This window comes from Niallia sp. FSL K6-0212 (assembly GCF_038007605.1).
Classification (GTDB): Bacteria; Bacillota; Bacilli; order Bacillales; family Cytobacillaceae; genus Niallia; species Niallia circulans.
This window is the reverse complement of record NZ_JBBOXL010000001.1, coordinates 2,093,516-2,115,057: the sequence shown is the minus strand read 5'-3', so window position 1 is coordinate 2,115,057 and position 21,542 is coordinate 2,093,516. Positions and strand designations below refer to the sequence as shown.

The following is a 21,542-nucleotide window of genomic DNA, read 5'->3' as shown; positions in this document are numbered from 1 at the left end:
TTGTGTGTTCAGTTTTCAAAGAGCAATTTAGTTAGTCACTTAGGAAGCGACTTTCCTAATATAACATCTATCAACCTTTATTGTCAATAGTGTTTTTTAGAAATTCTATTCCGTCGTTTACTTCAACAGTTCGTGTTGTTTCAGCGACGGATATTAATATAACATTATTCTACGATAATGGTCAACACTTTTTCTAAAACTTTTTTATTTTTTTTCTAAAACACGATAGCATCGATGATAAACACCTGGGCTTTTCGTAGAAATGTTGACTACTTCTATTAAATGCTTATCGATTAAGTATTCGATCAACATTCCTAAATCAACTGCGTAGATAAGCAGCTCTTCTTTTTCTAACAGTTCGTTAAATGTCCAAGCGTCTTTTTCTTTTAATATATCGAGTATATAGCTTGTGCTTGTTCTCATTCTTGAATGAATTAAAAATTCACTTGCTAAGAATAATAGCTCGAGTCTCTTTTCAATAGGCTCATCACTATTTACTAATTCTACATATAGTTTATAGATTTCTGGCTCCATTTGTTTTACTTGGCTCCATACCGTTACTTCTGGGTGAAATCCATTTTCGATCACTGCTAATCGAGCTAAATGGTGTAAGGAATGAACAATATCATTATAGGCGTCCAGATAATGTTTATTTTCAAAGAACGCTTTCCCATCCATATATCGTTTAATAAGCTTGGCGAATTCTAGCGCCATTTTTTGTTTTCTTTCGTTAACGGGAAATTCTTTTAACTCATTTTTGAGTCGATAAATAAATTCATTGCGATCAAAAACAACTCTCCCATTGTATATCCATTCAAAAATTCTTTTGTTATTCCCTAATAAAATCCAGCTTCTTAATTGTTTTTCTGTAACAATATGTAGAGCCGCTTTCTTATCTGCATATGTATAGTGCTTGATAAAAACAGGCTGTTCTGCTTCTTTCACAATAATTAGCATGACTGTATCAAAAGTATCGGTCACGGTCATTTCGTTTTGTTTCTTATCAATGATTAATACGCCCAATGTATTTGTCTGGCTAGCTCTTTCTTGATATATAGGACGAAGAATATCTTCCATCGTTATTCCTCCATCTCCATGAATAAATTTTATTCGTTTCGTATTATTTCGACATTTTCTCTTAAAATCCTGCCCTATTTCCAGGGCATACATGAAATCTTACTATAACTTGTTTAAAAATAGAATTACTTTTTGCTATCATTTCTGCCATATAATATTTCAGTCTCGTTTCAACGATTAAACAGAAAAAAGAGGATATCTTTTTAAGATTTCCCTTCGCAACGTTTATACGAAAGTAACTCTTAAAAAGACAGCCTCTTCTATTCTCTACATTAGTGCGCTTCTTTTTGAGCACAATCAGGACAAGTACCGTAAATTTCCAGACGGTGGTGGCTGATTTTGAATCCTGAAACATGGCTGGCAAATTGCTCTACCTCATCAAGTCCTGGATAATGGAAATCAACTATTTTGCCACACTCTTTACAGATAATATGATAATGGTGAGAAGTTATAAAATCAAACCGGCTGGAGGAATCTCCGTATGTCAGTTCCTTTACTAAATTCACTTCACGAAAAACTCTTAAATTATTATAAACAGTGGCTACACTCATATTTGGAAATTTGCCTTCAAGTGCTTTATAAATTTCATCGGCAGTCGGATGTGACATTGAGCTTATTAAATATTCAAGTATCGCATGACGCTGCGGGGTAATGCGCACTCCTGTTTCTTTCAGCTTATCAAGAGCTTCTTGCAACTCATTATGTTCCACGGACATGCACCCCATTTCTAAAAGATATTCTTATTTTATAATGTTTATAAATAGTGTACTAATAATAGGAGGGTTTTGTCAACACAGTTACTGTAAGAGCGCGGTTTTCTAGATGTATGAACAATCTGAATAGACAATAATGATTATTTAACAATAGATACTATTACATAATAGTCGATGCTAAGATGTTATTGATAATACACTTACATTATATGCATGAGACCTTACTTTTTTCACCAGAAGTTTTATCCATTTCCCCTTTTCTCCATAAAAAAAGACCAACGAACGCTTTCGTTGGCCACCGACATATATATGAGGAGGTATATGCTCACTATACAATATGCTCTTCGGCTTTTAATGAATGGACAAAAGTCCCTACCTTAAAAATTAGGCTTCGATTTTTTCTAAAGCTTGTTTGATTTCTTCTACATGACCAGCGACTTTTACTTTGCGCCATTCCTTCACAAGCTTCCCTTCTTTATCGATCAAGAAGGTTGATCTTTCAATTCCCATATACTCTTTTCCGAAATTCCTTTTTAGTTTCCAGACATCAAAGCTTTCCGCTACTTCATGATTTTCATCTGATAATAATGGAAATGGCAGCTCGTGCTTTTCAATAAATTTCTGATGTCTTGAAATCGGATCAGGGCTGACTCCTAGTACTACTGCGTTGTATCCTTGGAAATCTTCATGATTATCGCGAAAATCACATGCTTCTGTTGTACATCCTGGTGTCATATCTTTGGGATAAAAATATAAGACAACATTCCTCCCTCGATAATCGGATAATTTTATTTTCTCTCCATCATTTGCTTCTAATTCAAAATCTGGCACTACTTCTCCAATATGAACAGACATTGTATCCCGCCTTTGCTTTTTTATTCAAGCCTACCTAAAATGCTTCCATGAATCAAGAAAAGCAGTTTGCTAGTTGTTCAGATCAAATACTGCTCGTGCTACAAAAGCAGCAGGAATCGTGTATCCGATCAATGCTTCAATAAGGACAACCATTCGTCCCATACCAATTGGCATTAAATCACCAAACCCTACGGAAAATAAGGTCACCCCGCTAAAATAAATACTCGTATGGAGTGTATGAAAGAAATCATAGTTTAAAGAAGGCGCCTGTCCATCATTATAAACCGGGATGCCATTCATCTGGAATAATGTATAGATTAGACCAAAGCCAATCATAATGGTGATATAGACAAAGATTAAGTACATAAAATTCTCGAATGAGACCCATTTTTCTTTTCTGCGGTAAGGAACAAATAGTGTTTTTAAGCTCATTGCAATAAAAAATAGAATGAGTGCTAATAAGACATAAAACATTTCCTTACCTCCTTACTTCCTTGCATAAATGTGATTCCTCTATCATTAATATCTATGCTTGTCTTGTTTATTTATTCGTTTATCCATTTCTCCTATTGAAAACGTAGGAAAGGTACTCTTAGGTTAAAAAGCTGTTTCCCTTTAACTTCTTTTAAAAAGTGCTAAAATGGGGGAAGGTATTTTTTATAGAATGATACGATTTATAGGAGGTTTATATGTTACATACAAATTCAGAACGATTGCATGAAGAAGCTTTAGAGATTATTGTTGGAGGAGTCAATAGTCCTTCGCGCTCTTATAAGGCGGTTGGCGGCGGATCACCGATTGTAATGGAAAGAGGACAAGGTGCTTACTTCTTTGATGTAGACGGAAATCAATATATCGATTATTTAGCTGCATACGGTCCGATTGTTACAGGACATGCTCATCCACATATTACAAAGGCAGTAACACGCGCTGCAGAAACTGGCCTATTATTCGGAACGCCAACTCCGCATGAAGTGAAATTCGCGAAAATGCTGCAGGAAGCAATTCCTTCCATGGAAAAAATCCGTTTTATGAATTCTGGAACAGAAGCAGTAATGACTACCATTCGTGTTGCTCGCGCGTATACTGGCAGAAATAAAGTCATCAAATTCGCTGGATGCTATCATGGTCACTCTGATCCAATGCTTGTTGCAGCTGGTTCAGGTCCTTCTACACTTGGCACACCAGATTCTGCCGGTGTTCCTGCAGTAATTGCTGCAGACGTTATCACGGTTCCTTTCAATGATTTAGATGCCTATAAAGATGCATTGGATAAATGGGGCGATCAAGTGGCCGCTGTTCTTGTCGAGCCAATCGTTGGGAACTTCGGAATTGTTGAACCAGTGGAAGGATTTTTACAGGGAATTAATGATTTAACACACGCAGCAGGCGCACTTGTTATTTATGATGAGGTAATTACTGCTTTCCGCTTTACTTACGGTGGAGCACAGGATTTATTAGGTGTTTACCCTGACCTGACTGCCTTAGGAAAAGTAATCGGCGGCGGTCTTCCAATCGGCGCTTATGGCGGAAGAAAAGAAATCATGGATCAAGTGGCACCAGTTGGACCAGCATACCAAGCAGGAACTCATGCTGGAAACCCAGCCTCCATCCAAGCCGGAATCGCTTGTCTAGAAGTATTAAAGCAAGAAGGCGTATACGATCATCTCGATAAATTAGGCGCATTATTAGAAAATGGCATTTTAGAAGCAGCTGCCAAATACAATGTTCCAATTACTATTAACCGCCTAAAAGGAGCACTTACTGTCTTCTTTACTACCGAGAAGGTCTACAACTACAAACAAGCAGAAAGCACTGACAGTGAAATGTTTGGCCGCTTCTTCAAGCTATTAGTAGAACAAGGAATCATGCTGGCACCATCCAAATACGAAGCATGGTTCATCACTATCGCGCATACAGAAGAAGATATCGAAGCAACCCTGCACGCGGTTGACCAAGCGTTCGCTGCATTAAAAGAAGAATATAAGTTTTAAGTTTAGAAAAAGGTTCAGAGGAATTCTGGACCTTTTTTATTTTCACAAAAGTGATCTACTATCTCTTCCTCTTTTAAATCAAATAGATATAAGCTCTCTCTAAAATTCCATAACAGATGATTAAAGCGGAATGAACGACGAGAAGACTCCCCGCCTGCCCCAAATCTGTCCCCCATTAGAACGTTTTACACCCTCTACTATTATGTAAAACCATTTCAATTTTAACAACAATATGTCCATTTTTTTAAAATCCTTCGAAAAAAGAAAAAATCAGTCATCAGTCTATTGAAGTTCACATCTAATCAATGTATAGTACATTATTGTGTTTACTTTTCGTGTTTTTCGCAAAAAGTAAGGGGTATAAGAAAATAGTTAGAAAGATTAAATGAAAGGAACACTTATTTATGACATTAGGAGCGCGCGTTCTGAAAACAGGAATCGCCATCGTGTTAGCTTTATTTCTAGCGCAACTTTTAAATGCACCAACTCCTGTTTTCGCAGGAATTTCTGCCATTTTTGCTATACAGCCAACTGTCTATCGTTCTTATTTATCGATCATTGAACAAGTACAAGGCAATATCATTGGTGCTATTATCGCAGTCATCTTTGTATTAAGCTTTGGTAACAACGTTTTTATTATTGGACTTGCCGCCATCATTGTTATTACAATCAACTTAAAATTACACTTAGAAAAGACAATTACTTTATCTGTAGTTACCTTGATTGCCATTATGGAATCACCTACAGATGATTTCATTACCTTTGCGATTATTCGCTTCTCGACGGTAATGCTCGGAATTCTTTCTGCTTCGACTGTCAATCTGATTTTTATACCACCTAAGTATGAAAATAAATTGTACAATCAACTTTCCGATTTAAGTGAGGAAATAACAAAATGGATCCGCCTAAACATTAGACATGCATCGGAACATAGTCTGTTAAAGAATGATATCGATAAAATGTCGGAACGTTTAATGCGCATTGATCAGTTATATATCCTGTACAAAGAAGAGCGGAATTATTTTAAAAGAACGACTTTATTAAAAACGAGAAAATTAGTCATTTACCGGCAAATGATTGCCACATTAAAGAAATCTTTTCAAACCTTGAAAAAGATTCATCGATATGAAAATGAGTTATTAAGTTTGCCGGAGGATTTTCAAAATATTATTCAACAGCAGCTTGACTGCCTTATTCACCATCATGAACATGTCATGCTTAAATTTATTGGAAAAGTAAAGCCAAATGTTGTTTTTGAAGAAGGCAGCATTTCTCTTGACCGAAATATGCTTTTCCAAGAGTTAATGCTTTACTATAAAGAGACAGAACCATCCGTACTTGAAAATGAAGAAGAATTAAAGCAATATCATATGATGCAAATTGTTTCTGCCATTATTGAATATGACGAGAATGTAGAGCATCTAGATACATTAATCACTTCCATTCAAGTTCATCATCAGCATGAAGCTGATGTAACGATTGAAGAGTAAAATAAAAAAGGATCCAGATACTTGCTTCTGGATCCTTTTTTATCTCTAATTTCCTAATTGCTGAATTTGAAATAGATCGTGATAATGACCTTGCAATTTCATTAGTTCCTCATGTGTACCATCTTCCATAATTTTTCCATGTTCAATCAAAATGATGCGATCGGCATGAGTAATCGTAGATAAACGATGGGCTACAATTAGGGTCGTTCTGTCTTTGGCCAGTTCTTCTAGTGATTCTTGAATGGACTGTTCACTTTCCAAGTCTAAGGCAGAAGTAGCCTCGTCCAAAATTAAGATTGGCGGGTTTTTCAAGAATACACGTGCAATTGCTACTCTTTGCTTCTGACCGCCGCTTAATTTCACGCCTCTTTCGCCCACTTTTGTTTCATACCCTTCTGGAAGCTGAGTGATAAAGTCATGAGCATTGGCAGCTTTAGCAGCTGCAATTACTTCCTCTTCAGTCGCATTAGGCTTTCCTATCATAATATTTTCCCTAATCGATTCACTGAAGAGAATATTTTCTTGCAGAACCATTCCAATTTGATCACGCAAGGAACGTGCTTGCACATCTCTGATATCTATTCCGTCTAAGAGAATTCTTCCTCCTGTTACATCAAAGAATCTTGGAATAAGACTTATCAAGGAAGACTTACCGCCACCACTCATACCAACAAACGCTACTGTCTCTCCTTGTTTAATATGTAAGGAAATATTATCTAATACTTTCGGATCGTTTGTATCGTAAGCAAAGTCCACTTCTTCAAAAGTAATATCTCCTTTTACATTTGTACAAGGAACTGCATTTGGTTTATCTTGAATATCGTATTTTTCATCAATTAAATCAAACACCCTGTCCATTGATGCGATAGACTGTGTTAAGGTCGTAGAGGAATTCACTAATCTTCTCAATGGATTATATAATCTTTCAATATACGCAAAAAATGCCATCATCGCTCCAAGTGATATATCGCCATTCAATACTTGGTAGCCTGAATAGGCAATTACAATCAATGGCGAAATATCGGTAATCGTATTGACGACAGCGAACGCTTTCGCATTCCATTTCGTATGATTGACCGCTTTTTCTAAGAAGGTATTATTATACTTTTGGAAATGCTTTTGTTCATGATTTTCTGTCGCAAAGCTTTTAATAACCGAAATTCCTTGGACTCTTTCATGGAGAAAGCTTTGTACGCCTGCTAAAGCTTGGGATCTTTCTCTTGTTAATTTGCGTAAATTCCCAAAAAAGTAGCTAACGGAAAGCGCGTAAAACGGCAGTAAAATAATAGAGACAAATGTTAGCTTTACGTCCATCGTGAACATGATTCCGATTGTAATCAAAATCGTTACGGCATCTAACCATAAATTCATTAGGCCGGTTAAAATAAAGTTTTTCGTTTGTTCCACATCATTTATGACACGGGAAATAACTTCCCCTGCACGGGTATTGGAATAATATTTCAGGCTCAATTTTTGCAGATGCATAAAAAGCTGATCTCTAATATCATACAGAATTTTATTAGAAGTCCATTGAGCGAAATATTGACGATAGTATTCAATCGGTGGTCTCACCACGATAAAGACAATGGTCATAATAATCATGATTGTCCACAGATTGCTCATTTTAGTGGCCTGATCTAAGGCTGGATTATTGATAATATCATCAATTACATATTTTAATAACAATGGTATTAATAGCGGAATGGCAAATTTCACAATGCCGATAATGATCGTCCCAATGATTTGCCATCGGTATGGCTTTACAAAGGTCATATACCTTTTAATACTGTCCACATATACTCCCCTCTCTATGTTGCATTTGTTCTTTTTCCTTTTTTTGTGTTTGGAAAACTTCATTTTAGCTCATTCTGTTAAAAACACTGTGAAAGATAGCGCGTAAACTGGTGAGCATGGCTGATCTGCTCTGTGCTCTTTTGAAACGGGCACAAAGGGATGGGTCTCTTTTACCTTTTTCCTCTCTTTCTTCTCGGTTCGCGCATTTTCTTTTCGCTTCGGACACAGAGAGCCCCTCTCTATTTTCTTCAACTCACTTTCAAAACCAAATCGGGCACAGAATCGATCCCCTCTAAACATCACTCATTCCCCAAACCAAAACGGCCCACGAGCCATCAATCTTCAAACTCTTAATCGTTTTAATAACAATGAACCATTTTATCACTATTCGCAGCGAATGCATAAGAAAAAAGCCTGCTGAAATTCAACATGCTTTTTTCAGTCATCCATATTAACTTCTGTACGTTAAGTATCTTTCATACCACAAATCAACAAAATCTGGTGCAAAGGGACCTTTTCTTTGTCTTATCCAATGTATTAATTGCGTTACTTGCGTCTTCAAAATACGATCAATGACCTCTGGATATTTCATTTCTTGGCGGTGACGTTCATACTCATCTTCATCTAGTAAATTGAATGTCATATCCGGAAAGATTTTGATGTCCAAATCATAATCAATATACTTAAGTGCCTCTCCATCGTAAATAAACGGTGAGCTTAGGTTGCAATAATAATGAATGCCATCTTCTCTAAGCATGCCAATGACATTAAACCATTGTTGGGAATGAAAATAACAGATTGCCGGTTCACGTGTTACCCACGTTCTTCCATCTGATTCCGTAACAATTGTACGATCATTGCCACCTATAATTAAGTTCTGCGTCCCTTTAAGTATTGTTGTTTCGTCCCAGATTCGATGGATGTGCCCATTATGCTTATAACTGTGAATTTGTATTGGTTCACCCTCGATAGGTACGCCCATTTTTATTTCTCCCCTACTTTCTATTTACGGACGCTTTGTAACCTGTTACATACTAAAAGCGATTCATTATTTCCTTTAAGGCAACAAAGTACGATTCCTCTTTTTTCTTATTATAACGGTTCTCTAGTAAATTTAAAACAAAAGAACCATTGAAATTACACAATGGTTTTAAATATTCCATATTTTTATGAACTAGATGATAGTTTTAGTTCATTTTCTTGGTAGACTTTAATAACTTTTTCTGTTTGTAATTCAAAGATTTTTTGTATTTTCTTTAGCTCTTCCTTCATATTGCTGATTTCTATTTGCACTTCTTTTAGTTCCGTTTCTTTTTGGAGAATTAGTAGTTGTGCTTCTATCTCTTCACACCTTTCTAATTCTCCTTGTAAATATAGCAGTTTTTCCATAATTCGCATTTGCTCTCCAACTAAACCATTAAATACATCCATGAAAAAACACATCCTACTCTTCATTTTTAGGTACTGTATTGATTTATATGTTTCAACTTATAAAAAGGGAACGGCCCTTTTTCTATTAACTCTACCTTTTACTATTTCTTCGTATGTATGTTAATTCCTTTGACTACTTCTGTAGACAAAGAAGAAGTTTTGTCGAACATAAAAAGTTTCGATAACAAAAGCAAAGGGCACTCTCCCGTAAGTGAAGTGCCCTTTGTTTGCATTATTTGCTTGTGTTTTGAGATTTTCTAGATTCAGCTTGTTGATTTTGCTTTCTTACTTCTGAAGCGTTTGTTTCGCTTGCAAATTCAGTACCAAATTGTTGACCTTGGCCTGCTTGAGCGTTTTGTTGTTTTACTTCTTGAATGTTAGTTCCACTTTGTGTAGCACCAGCTTTTTTAGCCATGAATATCACCTCCACGCCTATTAATTTGTCCCAGACACTTCGTTTCTATCCAAAGTTTTTTATTACCAATAAAATCCATATCGATAGAAAAAAAAGGAGTTCTCCTTTATAGGAAATCTCCTTTTTTCCACAAACCAAACCGCCCGGCCCGCTTATACTAGCAACGAAATACCGCCATCCACAATAATCGTTTGTCCTCTTATCATGCTTGCATCATCGCTTACTAAGAACATGACGGTATTGACGAGATCTTCCATTTCGACCATTCTGCCAGCCGGTGTTTTTTCCGCTGCCGCTTGAAGCAATTCTTCTCTATTTGGAAAATGTGTTAATGCCTCGGTATCAACTGCTCCACCGGAAACAGCATTTACTACAATATTTTTCGGTGCTAATTCTACCGCTAAATATCTAGTTAAGGCCTCTACAGCAGCTTTACTCACTCCAACTGTTGTATAGTTTTCTAAATAGCGAATCGCTCCCAGCGAGCTGATGCTAACGATTTTTCCGCCTTTATCCATTAGCTTCGCTGCTTCTTGCGCACAGAATAATAAGGCTTTACTATTAATATTCATTGTCCAATTCCAGTGAGATTCTTCTAACTCCATAATTGGTCGTAATACCCCAGATGCTGCGTTGTTAATAAATACATCTAAGCGCCCAAACTCTGCTTTTACTTCTGCAAACATCGCCTTTATTTTGTCTACATCTCCAACATTCGCTTTTACTAGAAGCACTTTTCTGCCAAGCGCCGTAATCTCGTCAGCAGTTTCTTGTGCTGCTTTTTTGCTTCTTGCATAGTTGATAACAATATCATAGCCTTCTTTGGCTAAGCGAATGGCTGTTGCCTTTCCGATTCCTCTACTGCTTCCTGTAATTAATGCTACTTTGTTTGTCATTCTTATTAATTCCTTTCCCATCCATTTACTTCTCATTTTACCTCTATTCATGCATACTTCGCAATCAACATCCACACAATAGAGGAGAATACGGGAAAAGTAAAGGAAGGTATAACACATGTATGTTGGCAGAGATATGACCGAATTAGCCCTTATCGCTAAATCAGATTGGAAAGATAATGAACTTGCCTACTTTCATCACTCCCTGCAGCAAATGACGCCTTATCTCAATAGCGAAGGTGTCAGTATTCACCGCAGCATCATAGAGGAAATGGAAAACAGAGGCGGGTTAAAAAGAAACGAAGCTGATTATACACATGGGACAGAAGTAAGCTATGAGTAATAGGGGATGACCACAAATGGTCACCCTTTCTTCACTTGCTCTGGTAAAAATTTCAGCATCTTCTGATGAGATACTGGGAATGGGAATGGTGCAATTTCATCCGCATTTACTCTTCTGATATCTTCCTTTTCCTCTTTTAATGCTATTAACTTTCCGCTATATACATTGATGTTCCAGATTAAATGTGAAAAAACATGTTCAATCCTAGTAATCATTTCGCCAACTTCTACTTTAGCCTGATAGTCTTCTAACAGTTTCTCCTCAAGCTGTGCTTTCTCGCTCTTTAACACTTGAACAATTTCCATATTAGGAAATTCCCATAAATTTGCCAGCAATCCTGTATTTGGCCGTTTATGGATCAATGTTCGTCCCTCTTCATCTGTTAAAACGACTGCCGCAAGCTGGATTGACTTTTGTTTCTTCGTTTTTGTCTTTACAGGAAGCTCTGTAACAGTCCCATCCTCAAAGGCATGACAATGCTCTCTTACTGGACAAAGCAGGCACGAAGGAGAAGTTGGTGTACAAATTAAGGCACCGAGCTCCATAAGCGCTTGATTGAAAAAGGACGGATTCTCATGCGAGATCAGCACACGTACTGCTTCTTCAAATGTCTTTCTTGTTTTGGGTTTTGCAATATCTTCCCAAATCGAGAGAATCCTCGATAAAACTCTCATTACATTTCCATCAACAGCAGGTTCTGGAACTCCATATGCTATACTTAAAATTGCACCGGCTGTATAAGGTCCTACTCCTTTTAAGGACGCAATTTCTTTCGGAGTATCTGGCACTTTGCCCCCGTACTTTTCATGCACTTCCTTAACAGCAGCATGTAAATTACGCGCTCTTGAATAATAACCTAATCCTTCCCAGGCCTTCAGTACTTTTTCTTCTTCTGCCTCTGACAACGCCTCAATGGTTGGAAATTGAGAAATGAATCGATTAAAATAAGGGATAACCGTATCTACCTTTGTTTGCTGAAGCATGATTTCAGATACCCATACTTTGTAGGGATCTTGATCTTGTCTCCATGGCAGTTCCCTTTGTTCCTCTGTAAACCAATTTAATAAATCTTCTCTAAACCGCTCGACATCTACTTGATTTTTGATTATTTCTTGCCTATCTGTCACGATTAACCTCCAGATGTTAATTATTAATTTTTTTTGGGAATAACAATATATAGATTTCTTTTACTACTATTGGACATGGTGTACATCATAGGATGGAATGGGATAGAATGAAAGTAGCACAAAATGATTCACGTTCTTACCAATAGCCAAGTTTGATAACAATAATAAGTATAAATATGTAAATTTGCCTCATTTTAAATAGAAGAGCTATTTTTTGATAAAATTACGCGTTTGTCCGATTGTTTGCCAACTTTATTTATTATTTAATAACATTATCCGTATTTTTCATTATGCGAATATGTTAACTGTTTGTAGTGTATCTTTTGTTAAGAAAAAAGAAAAGGATATTTTTATTGTAATTATGGTGTTTTCATCCAAATAATTCGGAGAGAAAATCAGGGAGGTTTGGTATTTTGGATACAGGAACACATATTGTTATGGGGATTGCGCTTGGCGGGTTAGCCACGTTAGACCCAGTTGTTGCTTCTGATCCTGCAACAACAACTGGTGTAATAATCGCCACTATCATCGGCTCACAAATACCAGATATCGATACAGTATTAAAATTAAGAAATAATGCTGTTTATATACGCAACCATCGTGGAGTGACACACTCCATCCCAGCAGTACTTTTGTGGCCCCTACTTATACTTGCTGTCATGTACCCGCTTTTCCCAGAAGCAAATTTGTTTCATTTATGGCTTTGGACGTTTATAGCTGTTTTCCTGCATGTATTTGTCGATATATTTAATGCCTATGGAACACAGGCTCTACGTCCTTTTACAAATAAATGGGTCGCATTGGGGATTATTAATACATTTGATCCCATCATTTTCTCCATGCATATTGTAGCAATCTTATTTTGGGTATTTGGATCAGATCCTGGATATACCTTTTTAACTTTATATATCGTACTGATTGGCTATTACCTTCTGCGGGTATTTACACAACGGCAGGTAAAAATAAATGTGAAAAAAAGAATTCCAGATGCAAAGGAAATCATTTTATCGCCAACCATGAGATATAACCATTGGCGTATCGCTGTGATGACCGACGACTCCTTCTATGTCGGCAGGTCCCATCAGCACGAAATTGAAATCTATGATAAGTTCCATCGTATTCCTGTTCCAGATACACCAGTCCTAACCGCAGCTCAAAAAGATAAGAACCTATCTGCTTTCCTATCCTTCTCTCCTGTATTTAGGTGGGAAGTTATCGAGCTGGATGACCAATACCAAGTCCGCTTCATTGATTTACGCTACCGAAGCAACGGGCACTATCCATTTGTCGCCGTTGTTCATCTCGATCTAAACTTGAATATCATCACTTCCTACACAGGCTGGATCTTTAGTGAAGATAAGCTGAAAAAGAAACTCGATATCTTAACCAATTAGCATGAAAAATGGTCGACTTTTAAAGTCGACCTCTTTTTAATGCAATTTCTTTTTATCATCTGCAAGGAATTCTTTATATTTTGGGTTTTCAGCTACAAATTCATGAAGCTTTCCCCCGTAGTTCTCAATCCACTGACTAACAACTCGTTCCGTTACTTCTTCTCCCTGATATTTACGACCCGCTTTAGCATAGGTTGCCTCAAAATCCTCCCATAATAATTCCACCCATGTTTGTGCTTGGCCAACTGAAATAAACGAATTAAGCTCCAATAGCCGCTCCACTAATTTCTTCTGTGCTTCATGCATTATTTCATTCCTTCTTTCTTTTTTGTTTTTACTAATAGATTGCTGGTAATTAACAAATACTATCCATTGTAATAAACAAAGTTGAAGTTTATTACCTTTGACTTAGTTGATTCTTTGGAGGTATGACGATGGGAAATGTAGATAATACAAATGATGTTAAGCTTGAGGGAGAACCGAGAGCAAAAACAGAATACGCTTCGAAAAGAGCCAATGGCACAATCAATACACATCCTCAAGAGAGAATGCATGCTTCCTCACATCGCAAACCAAAAAAATAAGCAGATTTTTATTCTGCAGGAAAGAGGGAGAGACCACTTTTGGTCCCTCCACTCTTTTCCTTATGCTTTCTTCTTTAATAATGCGATTGGAATCCCCTCTTCTTGGCTTCCATCTACTTGTCGCTTTCCCCACGCAAAAACGCCATTCATATAATCGATTTGAAAAAGAACTCCTGGATCGCCTTCTATTTCATATATTTCATTAGCTTTATAATCTTTAGGATTTAATAAATACGATTTGGCAAGAACTGCTTTTCTTTCTAAAACAGCATATTCATTAACCATACCAAGCTGCTCTGCTTTTTTTGCTTGATCATTTAAAGTGGATATTTCCATACGGAGCTCGTGTTCTGTCATCATGCTATATCTTTTTGTCAGCATTTATATTCCCCTCCACTACCAACTAGTTTAATAAAAATCCTCAGAATCGGCAAAAAATCAGCTTTCATTTCTACTGAAGTTTGTTGTTAACACTACGCCGATAACTAATTAGTCTTCATTTTCTATTTCGTCTAAATACTGTTCGATAAGATCCATAGAGAATCCTTTACGGTATAAGAACTGCTTCATTTTTTGCTTGAATTCATATCCAGTGAACTTGGCAAATTTTCTTCTTGCCTTCTCCCCATGGATACGAACGGTTTCTAATTCATCTGTATCCATTTCCACAATCTCCGGCATCCTTTTTACTTGTTGGATAATATCAGAGGTATATCCCTTTCTAACAAGAGTCTGCTCTAATTTCTGGATGATAATCTTCTTAGAATCCTTTTTCTTGCCAGCCAAAAATTTTGCAACAATTTTCTTCGCTGCTTGCATTTGATCCTCATAGGAAAGCTCCTCCATTGAACGTTCGATTAATTCCCGCTGGATCCCTTTTTCCCTTAATTCTCGTTTAATCGTTTCTGCTCCTTTGGTTGTCGTATTCCGTTGAGTGCGAACATAGGAAAAAGCGTAATCCTCATCATCGATGAATTTCATTTCCTTTAACTTTGTCATTACCTCTGCAACCAATGCATCATTTTCCATTTTAGCGGAGAGATGCTTCCTTACTTCCATTTCCGTTCTTTTTACCTTAGACAAATACCGAACGGCCATATGATATCCTTTTCTTATTTCGTCTGTATATTGGATTTCATTTAATAAGAGCGAATCCAGCTCCATCCCTTTTCGCAGCTTATATTTAATTAGAACTGTTTCATCTACGCTAAATGCATACACATCTTTTCCCTGCTTCAGGGTAAAAATATTATAACGGTCATTCAATTCCTTCTGTCTTGTTATTTTGCTTATAATCATTCCAATCACCACGTTATCTATTTTTCGCCTTCTCTAAATCATCCCATGCGAACTTTATCTATTTCAAATGTAGCACATAAAAGGTGGAAAGGCATACTTTTGCCTCTCAACTAATTTACCTTCGCATTTTGAATCTAATTTATATAACTAGGGAAGAATAAAGAACATAGTAGAAAAAATGGAAAGGATTGTTGTGATATGGAAGGGAAGAAAAAGCAAAAACCAAAGCACACACTATCTAGTATGCAAGCCGTAACCTATCAACATGAATTTAAAATGGCTGATCGAGCAGCTAATAGAAAAGATACTAAATAAACGTTTAGAGGAAGAGATGGCTTACATCATTCTCTTCCTCCCCCTTTTTAAAACCCTTACATTTTTGTGGATAACCAAAACCTAATTCTGTTGATAATGTGGATAACCCTGTGGAATACTTTAATTTCCGCCATTTACCTTGTTAGTAATTAAGTTGATAACCTCTCCATTTTTCCACAATCACTATTGTGATTATTTTCTGAAAAAACCATCAACAAGCTTCCATCTCTTGTGGCTAATTTGTTTAACTTTTTCACTAGAAATAATGCTGAAAGAGTATTTTATTTCCCCATCTACCATTCTAAAAACGAAGAACCACTTAATCACTGCAGAAATTAAGTGGTCCATCATGATTTATTCCGCTTTTATGGCCCGTTTTCGTATAACCAAGGATATACTTAAGCCCGCTACCAACAGGAATAATCCTCCGATTATCCAATTATATTCGTTTGTTGCAGTGTTCGGTAATGTTTTCCCTGTGTTGTCAGTCTTCGGATTTTCTGCACTTGGCTTATCTGTTCCCGGTTCTTCTGCTCCTGGCTCTTCTGCTCCCGGTTCTTCTGCTCCTGGCTCTTCTGCTCCCGGTTCTTCTGCTCCCGGTTCTTCTGCTCCTGGCTCTTCTGCTCCCGGCTCTTCTGCTCCCGGCTCTTCTGCTCCTGGCTCTTCTGCTCCTGGATTTTCAAAAAGTGATTGCATTTCGGTTTCTGTAAGAACAATTCCATCATATACGCGTACTTCATCCATTAAACCTTTAAAGGGCATGTCCCAATAGTTTACACCTAAACTAAATTGGGCATTAACGGTTGTAAAGACATCTGGAAAATTCCCATCAGAAAATTTTTCCTCTCCATTAATGTAAACCTTTGCTTCTCCTTCATTTACCGTAAATCCGAAATGTGTCCATTCATTTTTTGGGATTATAGAGTCAGATACCGCATCATACCATTGGTCACTATTATGGGACCATACCTTTGTCACATTCTGTGCATTCGGCACAAGACTAATCCAATTATTCTCTGTTCTCGCACCGAAGAAAGTCGTTGTAAATTCCGTGATTTCTTCCGGTTTCATCCAAAGTGATATGGAATACTTATTACTTGCAATTAAACCATCTGCCAATTTAAGTCCAGATTCTCCGTTAAATTTAGCAGCATTCCCTGCAATACCCTTTGCAAACGTAACTTCCCCGCCTGTATTGTGAATGCGATCACCTGTTACTATTGCATCGGCTTGATTACCAGATCGATCTGCAAACCCATCATTAAAGTCATAATAGGCAGTTAATCTCCCTTCCTCTTCTGCTAATACATGAACCATTACAGACAATGTTTCTTTCGCATCCCCTAAAGTAATAGTTGCTGTTAATTTTACATCAGCATTTTCAGAACCAAATGGCGGTCTTGTTACAATCCCATCATTGGAAATGATTTCTGGCTGTGAAGATTCCCAGACAATGGCTGTACCTTGCGCTGCTTGAGTTGGCAAGGAGATATCCTTGATTGCCTCGGTCGGAATGGCCTTAATTAGTTCCGCTTTCACACTTGCAACCACTTCTTGGTTTGATTTACTATCCACACGACTTCCCCAAATTACGACTCCCTCACCAGACATAGCACTAAAGGTCATCACCCATTTCGCGGCTGCAGGATCATATTGACGAATAAATACGCCATCATATATTTGTCCTTCTATCTCAACTTCGACTCTGTAATCATCGTATAGCTTCCATGTCCCACTTACAGCACCGGAAACTGTCTTATCTGCATTTAATTTAATCCATTGCGATTCTGTTAATTTCCCCGTAATCTCTTTGCCGTGATTGATATACTTATAATCACCAACAATATCTTTCTCAGACACAGTCTCTATTGTTTCACCCGCATATTGAAATGGAGTTGGCACTGGCCATTTCTCCTTGTTTTTAAAGGTTTGATGGACACGCACTTGATGCAGTTCTCCTTGCTGAGGGAATCGAGCATGTGTCACAATAAACTCTTTACCAAGTTCTTCGTCTATCAAATAAGAATTATGTCCTGGTGACATATATCCTGTTCCTATCCCACTGCCCTCTTCTCCAAGATCTCTTTTAAACAAGAAATTCCCCATCATTTTATTCCCAATTTCTTTATGATCATCATTGCTCGGGAAATTCCCTGTCCCTAAATTAAAGCTTTCTGGAAAAACAGCAGCATTACCAGCGGCGTCTTCATACGGGCCATCAATCTTTTTTGATCTAAACTGCCTCATTTGATAACCACCGTCAGAAGCTAATCCACCGTACGTAATGTAAAGATAGTAATACCCTGTTTCCTTATCGTAAACAGCATATGTTCCTTCCCCAGATCTTCCATATCCCCCAGCAATCTTCGTACCGAAATATCGATCAACTATTCTGCCATCCGAGGTTTTTCCATCCTTTCCAGGATAAATGGGTACACCAGTTTTCTTATCTAGCGGCAAAATAAACGTTCCACCTGACCAGGAACCATATGTCATCCATAAATCTCCATTCTCATCATAGAGAATATTTGCATCAATCGCATTCGTATAAAGGGCGTTATTATAATTTCCCTCACTTGTAAACCAATCTGGATTTACATTATCTAAAGTACCGTCTGCAATCAAATCTGCGATATTCGTATTTTCCCAATGTTTATTAATCACACTCTTATTATCAGTCGTTTCAAAATTGGTAAAACCAGAATATATAATAGTATCCCTATAATCATAAGGCCCCTCTATATTCTTCGATACAGCAATGCCTATCGCTGAACGAATATAGGTAGAAGATACACTATAATACAACATATAAGCTCCCTTTGAACCATCATCCCAAGCATAATCTTTATTCCAAAAAATATCAGGAGCCCATACAGAATAACCCCCAGTGCTATCTGCATCATTTTCCCCTGCCCATTTAAAAGACTCTGCAAGATTTTCAGACAAATTCCCATAGATTGGATTATTTTCTGGCGTTTGATATTCACTTGTCACCAGAGAAGTCCAATTCATTAAGTCCGTTGATTTGGCTGCTGCTATATGTGATCCAAAAACATAATAAGAGCCATTATTCCCTTTAATGATGGACGGGTCGTGAACGGAAACATGCTGAAATTCGATTGAATCAGTTTGAGAGCCTTCTGCCTTTACCTGTTTCTCCTTTTCATAAGGCCATGGAAATAGTACGATTATGACCAACAAAAAAAATAACCCTTTTTTTATAACACACTTCACCGTTTCATTCTCCCCTTCACTGCTTTCGTTTGTAAACGCATACATTTCTATCCATAATAAATCCCATCTTATCTACATTTTTTGATAGGAAGTCTTGTGATGTACAGAACCAAAGTGAACGTTCAGATTTTTTATGTAAAATGGGGTACAATATGGATGCCTTTCGATGATACTAATATTTAATCAATTAATTAAGATTAACTTTTACATTAACTATATTTCCACCCCTTTCTTAACTTCTATCTTACCCTACTCCCCATTAGCTTACTATATTCCCAATCCTTAAACAATAAAAAAACCATATTTCATGGTAATATTCATATAATTATCAAAACTAATCTACTTACTATCCTATGTTTATGTCCCTTAATAAATACTATTTTAGATTACAAAAATAAACAATAAATGTTTTTTATCTTTATTTAATTAATATATTCATTAATTATATATTCGTTTGATTTTATGTAGATAACACCCTCACCGGTAGCAGTACTATATTTCCTCTGCCATTTGGAAAAACAAGGTTGTTTTATTCCTATCATCCCATGAAAGATTCAAAAAACGCATCCATTCTTACAAGCGCTCCCTTTCAAACAGCTGAAAATTCCCTCTTGTTTCAAGTTAGCAATTTCGGGAAAATAGAACTAACTAATACTTTTATTTAAATAGACAGACTCTAATTTGTACGTTTTGATTAGGCTCGTGCTATAATTAATAAATAGTATTAATTTTGTAAAAATGTTAAAGGAGATCTGTTTATGACAAAATTCACTGGCTACATTGGCACATATACAAAAAAGACTAGTAAAGGTATTTATTCATTTGTATTAGACACAGAAGCGAAAAAAATCACAGATGTTTCTCTAGTGGCTGAAATTGAAAACCCTACCTATTTAACGGTTACAAACGATAATCAGCATTTATTCGCTGTCGGTAAAGAAGGCTCTTTAGGTGGTGTTTCTGCTTACTCTATTCATTCAGATGGCAGTCTTGCCCTTATTAACAGCGAATATTCGGAAGGAGCATCTCCTTGCCATGTAAGTGTAAATGCAGACAAAACGCTTGTTCTTTCTGCAAACTATCATAAAGGAACTGCCGAATCCTATCCGGTACATACAGATGGCTCATTAAACAGTGCTGCATCTATCATCGAGCATACAGGGACAGGCCCAAATCCAGCTCGCCAAGAAAAACCTCATATGCATTTTGCTGGATTCAGTCCTAATGATCAATATGCTGTTTCTGTTGATTTAGGAACAGACCGAGTAGATACGTACAAGCTTGTTGATGGAAAGCTAGAAGAAGTTAGCAGTTTATCCGTTAAACCTGGAAGTGGTCCAAGACATATCGCCTTCCATCCTAATGGCAAATTTGCTTATGTCATGACAGAATTAAGCAATGAAGTCATTGCATTATCTTTTAACGCTGAAACTGGAGCATTTGAGGAATTACAATACATTTCTACACTACCGATTGATTTTACGGAAAATAGCCAAGGAAGTGCTATCCATCTTTCTTCAGACGGAAACTATGTTTATGCAGGAAATCGCGGCCATAATTCAATTGCGATTTTCCAAGTAAATGGGGAAACTGGTCAATTAACCTTTATTGACAGAACTTCAACAGAAGGAAACTGGCCAAGAGATTTCGTTCTAGATCCAACAGAACAATTTTTGCTTGCATCCAATGAACAATCGGATACCCTTACTTTATTTGAAAGAGATACAGTTACTGGAAAACTAACTTTATTGCAATCAGAGATAGAAGCACCAGAACCAGTATGTGTAAAATTCTTAAATAATTAATTCAATCATAAAAAAGGAGAATGGTCTCGTAAAAAGCCTTCTCCTTTTTCTCTGTCCTTAAGCTAAGTAAGCTTCCTGCACTTGTTTATTGGTAATCAACTCTGCTCCTGTTCCTTCTAATACAATTTCTCCTGTTTGAATGACATACCCTCTACTGGCAATTTGCAATGCTTGGAAGGCATTCTGTTCTACTAATAAAATTGTCATTCCTTGGTTATTGAGCTCTTTAATAATTTCAAAGATTTGTTCGACAATAATTGGCGCAAGGCCCATGGATGGTTCATCCAACATTAGGACTTCTGGCTGCATCATAAGCGCTCGCCCTATTGCCAGCATTTGCTGCTCGCCACCACTCATTGTTCCTCCTTTTTGCTCGACTCGTTCTTTCAATCTCGGAAAATACTCAAATACTTTTTGCATTCTTGCTTCCGTTAATTGTTTATCCTTTACAGCAAAAGCGCCAATTAATAGATTTTCTCGTACAGATAGCTTAGGAAAAATCCGCCTTCCTTCTGGCACTTGGGAAATCCCTAAAACGGCTGTCTTATGTGCTGCTATATTAGCAATATCTTTTCCATTAAAAAGAATACTGCCTTTTTTGATTGGAACCTGGCCGCTAATAGATTTAAGGGTTGTCGATTTGCCAGCACCATTACTTCCAATGAGGGTAACGATCTCTCCTTTATCAACATGTAAACTAATTCCTTTTAATGCCTGAATTCCTCCATACCAAGCTTCTATATCCGTTAATTCAAGTATCTTTTCCATGCTGATTC

22 protein-coding genes are annotated in these 21,542 nt (G+C 37.0%); 7 read left to right on the top strand and 15 right to left on the bottom strand.

The features are described from left to right. Positions 1 to 204: 204 nt before the first annotated feature. The 4 genes from MHH96_RS09950 to MHH96_RS09935 all read right to left on the bottom strand — a co-directional run bounded on the left by MHH96_RS09950 (position 205) and on the right by MHH96_RS09935 (position 3,119). Positions 205 to 1,077, bottom strand: a complete 873-nt coding sequence (locus MHH96_RS09950; protein WP_047944904.1) for a nucleotidyltransferase-like protein — start codon at positions 1,075 to 1,077, stop codon at positions 205 to 207. A gap of 272 nt (positions 1,078 to 1,349) precedes the next feature. Next, the gene (perR, locus tag MHH96_RS09945) at positions 1,350 to 1,793 is read right to left on the bottom strand and encodes a peroxide-responsive transcriptional repressor PerR (protein ID WP_016202777.1); all 444 of its coding nucleotides are present in this window, start codon (positions 1,791 to 1,793) and stop codon (positions 1,350 to 1,352) included. Between the two features lie 381 nt (positions 1,794 to 2,174). Continuing rightward, positions 2,175 to 2,645 (bottom strand): thioredoxin-dependent thiol peroxidase, encoded by a 471-nt coding sequence (gene bcp, locus MHH96_RS09940; RefSeq protein ID WP_251688095.1) that lies wholly within the window; start codon positions 2,643 to 2,645, stop codon positions 2,175 to 2,177. A gap of 69 nt (positions 2,646 to 2,714) precedes the next feature. After that, positions 2,715 to 3,119: an ion channel gene (locus MHH96_RS09935; protein WP_047944907.1), complete on the bottom strand. Its 405-nt coding sequence runs from the start codon at positions 3,117 to 3,119 to the stop codon at positions 2,715 to 2,717. Between the two features lie 215 nt (positions 3,120 to 3,334). Between MHH96_RS09935 and MHH96_RS09930 the strand changes: the two genes are divergently transcribed. Both MHH96_RS09930 and MHH96_RS09925 read left to right on the top strand, forming a co-directional pair. Next, positions 3,335 to 4,639: a glutamate-1-semialdehyde 2,1-aminomutase gene (locus tag MHH96_RS09930; RefSeq protein ID WP_061800640.1), complete on the top strand. Its 1,305-nt coding sequence runs from the start codon at positions 3,335 to 3,337 to the stop codon at positions 4,637 to 4,639. A gap of 404 nt (positions 4,640 to 5,043) precedes the next feature. Next, a complete protein-coding gene (locus tag MHH96_RS09925; protein ID WP_047944910.1) occupies positions 5,044 to 6,129 on the top strand; it encodes an FUSC family protein in 1,086 nt (361 codons plus the stop codon). Between the two features lie 45 nt (positions 6,130 to 6,174). Here MHH96_RS09925 and MHH96_RS09920 read toward each other — a convergent pair whose 3' ends face one another. The 5 genes from MHH96_RS09920 to fabL all read right to left on the bottom strand — a co-directional run bounded on the left by MHH96_RS09920 (position 6,175) and on the right by fabL (position 10,665). Continuing rightward, positions 6,175 to 7,923: an ABC transporter ATP-binding protein gene (locus MHH96_RS09920; protein WP_061800636.1), complete on the bottom strand. Its 1,749-nt coding sequence runs from the start codon at positions 7,921 to 7,923 to the stop codon at positions 6,175 to 6,177. Positions 7,924 to 8,374: 451 nt separating this feature from the next. Continuing rightward, positions 8,375 to 8,905, bottom strand: a complete 531-nt coding sequence (gene ntdP / locus MHH96_RS09915) for a nucleoside tri-diphosphate phosphatase (RefSeq protein ID WP_047944913.1) — start codon at positions 8,903 to 8,905, stop codon at positions 8,375 to 8,377. Positions 8,906 to 9,090: 185 nt separating this feature from the next. Further along, positions 9,091 to 9,354, bottom strand: coding sequence for a YgaB family protein (locus MHH96_RS09910; protein WP_047944915.1), 264 nt, complete (start codon positions 9,352 to 9,354; stop codon positions 9,091 to 9,093). A gap of 232 nt (positions 9,355 to 9,586) precedes the next feature. Continuing rightward, positions 9,587 to 9,769 carry a gamma-type small acid-soluble spore protein gene (locus MHH96_RS09905; protein WP_047944917.1) on the bottom strand — a complete coding sequence of 61 codons (183 nt, stop codon included), beginning with the start codon at positions 9,767 to 9,769 and terminating at the stop codon, positions 9,587 to 9,589. 152 nt (positions 9,770 to 9,921) lie between these two features. Then, on the bottom strand, positions 9,922 to 10,665 hold the full coding sequence (gene fabL / locus MHH96_RS09900; RefSeq protein WP_047944930.1) for an enoyl-[acyl-carrier-protein] reductase FabL: 744 nt from the start codon (positions 10,663 to 10,665) through the stop codon (positions 9,922 to 9,924). 118 nt (positions 10,666 to 10,783) lie between these two features. On the opposite strand from fabL, the gene MHH96_RS09895 reads away from it, so the two are divergent. Beyond that, a complete protein-coding gene (locus tag MHH96_RS09895; RefSeq protein ID WP_047944918.1) occupies positions 10,784 to 11,008 on the top strand; it encodes a hypothetical protein in 225 nt (74 codons plus the stop codon). A gap of 20 nt (positions 11,009 to 11,028) precedes the next feature. On the opposite strand, the gene mutY is transcribed toward MHH96_RS09895, so the two are convergent. Beyond that, positions 11,029 to 12,135, bottom strand: coding sequence for an A/G-specific adenine glycosylase (gene mutY, locus MHH96_RS09890; protein ID WP_047944920.1), 1,107 nt, complete (start codon positions 12,133 to 12,135; stop codon positions 11,029 to 11,031). 413 nt (positions 12,136 to 12,548) lie between these two features. On the opposite strand from mutY, the gene MHH96_RS09885 reads away from it, so the two are divergent. Further along, positions 12,549 to 13,529, top strand: a complete 981-nt coding sequence (locus tag MHH96_RS09885; protein ID WP_047944922.1) for a metal-dependent hydrolase — start codon at positions 12,549 to 12,551, stop codon at positions 13,527 to 13,529. A 36-nt stretch (positions 13,530 to 13,565) separates the two neighbouring features. On the opposite strand, the gene MHH96_RS09880 is transcribed toward MHH96_RS09885, so the two are convergent. Beyond that, complete coding sequence (locus tag MHH96_RS09880; protein WP_047944924.1) at positions 13,566 to 13,835, bottom strand: YfhJ family protein; 270 nt, start codon at positions 13,833 to 13,835, stop codon at positions 13,566 to 13,568. 128 nt (positions 13,836 to 13,963) lie between these two features. Here MHH96_RS09880 and MHH96_RS09875 point away from each other — a divergent pair, with 128 nt between their 5' ends. Then, entirely contained in the window at positions 13,964 to 14,113 is a 150-nt protein-coding gene (locus MHH96_RS09875; protein ID WP_047944925.1) for a small, acid-soluble spore protein K, read from the top strand. A 60-nt stretch (positions 14,114 to 14,173) separates the two neighbouring features. Here the strand turns inward: MHH96_RS09875 and MHH96_RS09870 are convergent, their stop codons facing one another. Further along, positions 14,174 to 14,494 carry a YfhH family protein gene (locus tag MHH96_RS09870; protein WP_047944926.1) on the bottom strand — a complete coding sequence of 107 codons (321 nt, stop codon included), beginning with the start codon at positions 14,492 to 14,494 and terminating at the stop codon, positions 14,174 to 14,176. Positions 14,495 to 14,602: 108 nt separating this feature from the next. Next, positions 14,603 to 15,412 carry a recombination regulator RecX gene (gene recX, locus MHH96_RS09865; RefSeq protein ID WP_047944928.1) on the bottom strand — a complete coding sequence of 270 codons (810 nt, stop codon included), beginning with the start codon at positions 15,410 to 15,412 and terminating at the stop codon, positions 14,603 to 14,605. A 198-nt stretch (positions 15,413 to 15,610) separates the two neighbouring features. Here recX and MHH96_RS09860 point away from each other — a divergent pair, with 198 nt between their 5' ends. Further along, positions 15,611 to 15,727: a YfhE family protein gene (locus MHH96_RS09860; RefSeq protein WP_082138460.1), complete on the top strand. Its 117-nt coding sequence runs from the start codon at positions 15,611 to 15,613 to the stop codon at positions 15,725 to 15,727. A gap of 354 nt (positions 15,728 to 16,081) precedes the next feature. Here the strand turns inward: MHH96_RS09860 and MHH96_RS09855 are convergent, their stop codons facing one another. Further along, positions 16,082 to 19,006: a lipocalin-like domain-containing protein gene (locus MHH96_RS09855; RefSeq protein WP_445668994.1), complete on the bottom strand. Its 2,925-nt coding sequence runs from the start codon at positions 19,004 to 19,006 to the stop codon at positions 16,082 to 16,084. 713 nt (positions 19,007 to 19,719) lie between these two features. On the opposite strand from MHH96_RS09855, the gene MHH96_RS09850 reads away from it, so the two are divergent. Next, positions 19,720 to 20,766, top strand: a complete 1,047-nt coding sequence (locus MHH96_RS09850; RefSeq protein ID WP_061800634.1) for a lactonase family protein — start codon at positions 19,720 to 19,722, stop codon at positions 20,764 to 20,766. 57 nt (positions 20,767 to 20,823) lie between these two features. Here the strand turns inward: MHH96_RS09850 and MHH96_RS09845 are convergent, their stop codons facing one another. Then, positions 20,824 to 21,534 (bottom strand): ABC transporter ATP-binding protein, encoded by a 711-nt coding sequence (locus MHH96_RS09845; protein WP_047944670.1) that lies wholly within the window; start codon positions 21,532 to 21,534, stop codon positions 20,824 to 20,826. Positions 21,535 to 21,542 lie beyond the last annotated feature (8 nt).

Coding starts and splice junctions, on each gene's coding strand:
- MHH96_RS09845 (WP_047944670.1), bottom strand. CDS start 21,534: ATGGAAAAGATACTTGAATTAACGGATATAGAAGCTTGGTATGGAGGA.
- MHH96_RS09860 (WP_082138460.1), top strand. CDS start 15,611: ATGGAAGGGAAGAAAAAGCAAAAACCAAAGCACACACTATCTAGTATG.
- ntdP (WP_047944913.1), bottom strand. CDS start 8,905: ATGGGCGTACCTATCGAGGGTGAACCAATACAAATTCACAGTTATAAG.
- MHH96_RS09905 (WP_047944917.1), bottom strand. CDS start 9,769: ATGGCTAAAAAAGCTGGTGCTACACAAAGTGGAACTAACATTCAAGAA.
- MHH96_RS09910 (WP_047944915.1), bottom strand. CDS start 9,354: ATGGATGTATTTAATGGTTTAGTTGGAGAGCAAATGCGAATTATGGAA.
- MHH96_RS09880 (WP_047944924.1), bottom strand. CDS start 13,835: ATGCATGAAGCACAGAAGAAATTAGTGGAGCGGCTATTGGAGCTTAAT.
- MHH96_RS09850 (WP_061800634.1), top strand. CDS start 19,720: ATGACAAAATTCACTGGCTACATTGGCACATATACAAAAAAGACTAGT.
- MHH96_RS09875 (WP_047944925.1), top strand. CDS start 13,964: ATGGGAAATGTAGATAATACAAATGATGTTAAGCTTGAGGGAGAACCG.
- MHH96_RS09935 (WP_047944907.1), bottom strand. CDS start 3,119: ATGTTTTATGTCTTATTAGCACTCATTCTATTTTTTATTGCAATGAGC.
- fabL (WP_047944930.1), bottom strand. CDS start 10,665: ATGACAAACAAAGTAGCATTAATTACAGGAAGCAGTAGAGGAATCGGA.
- recX (WP_047944928.1), bottom strand. CDS start 15,412: ATGATTATAAGCAAAATAACAAGACAGAAGGAATTGAATGACCGTTAT.
- bcp (WP_251688095.1), bottom strand. CDS start 2,645: ATGTCTGTTCATATTGGAGAAGTAGTGCCAGATTTTGAATTAGAAGCA.
- MHH96_RS09930 (WP_061800640.1), top strand. CDS start 3,335: ATGTTACATACAAATTCAGAACGATTGCATGAAGAAGCTTTAGAGATT.
- perR (WP_016202777.1), bottom strand. CDS start 1,793: ATGTCCGTGGAACATAATGAGTTGCAAGAAGCTCTTGATAAGCTGAAA.
- MHH96_RS09855 (WP_445668994.1), bottom strand. CDS start 19,006: ATGTATGCGTTTACAAACGAAAGCAGTGAAGGGGAGAATGAAACGGTG.
- MHH96_RS09950 (WP_047944904.1), bottom strand. CDS start 1,077: ATGGAAGATATTCTTCGTCCTATATATCAAGAAAGAGCTAGCCAGACA.
- MHH96_RS09870 (WP_047944926.1), bottom strand. CDS start 14,494: ATGCTGACAAAAAGATATAGCATGATGACAGAACACGAGCTCCGTATG.
- MHH96_RS09925 (WP_047944910.1), top strand. CDS start 5,044: ATGACATTAGGAGCGCGCGTTCTGAAAACAGGAATCGCCATCGTGTTA.
- MHH96_RS09895 (WP_047944918.1), top strand. CDS start 10,784: ATGTATGTTGGCAGAGATATGACCGAATTAGCCCTTATCGCTAAATCA.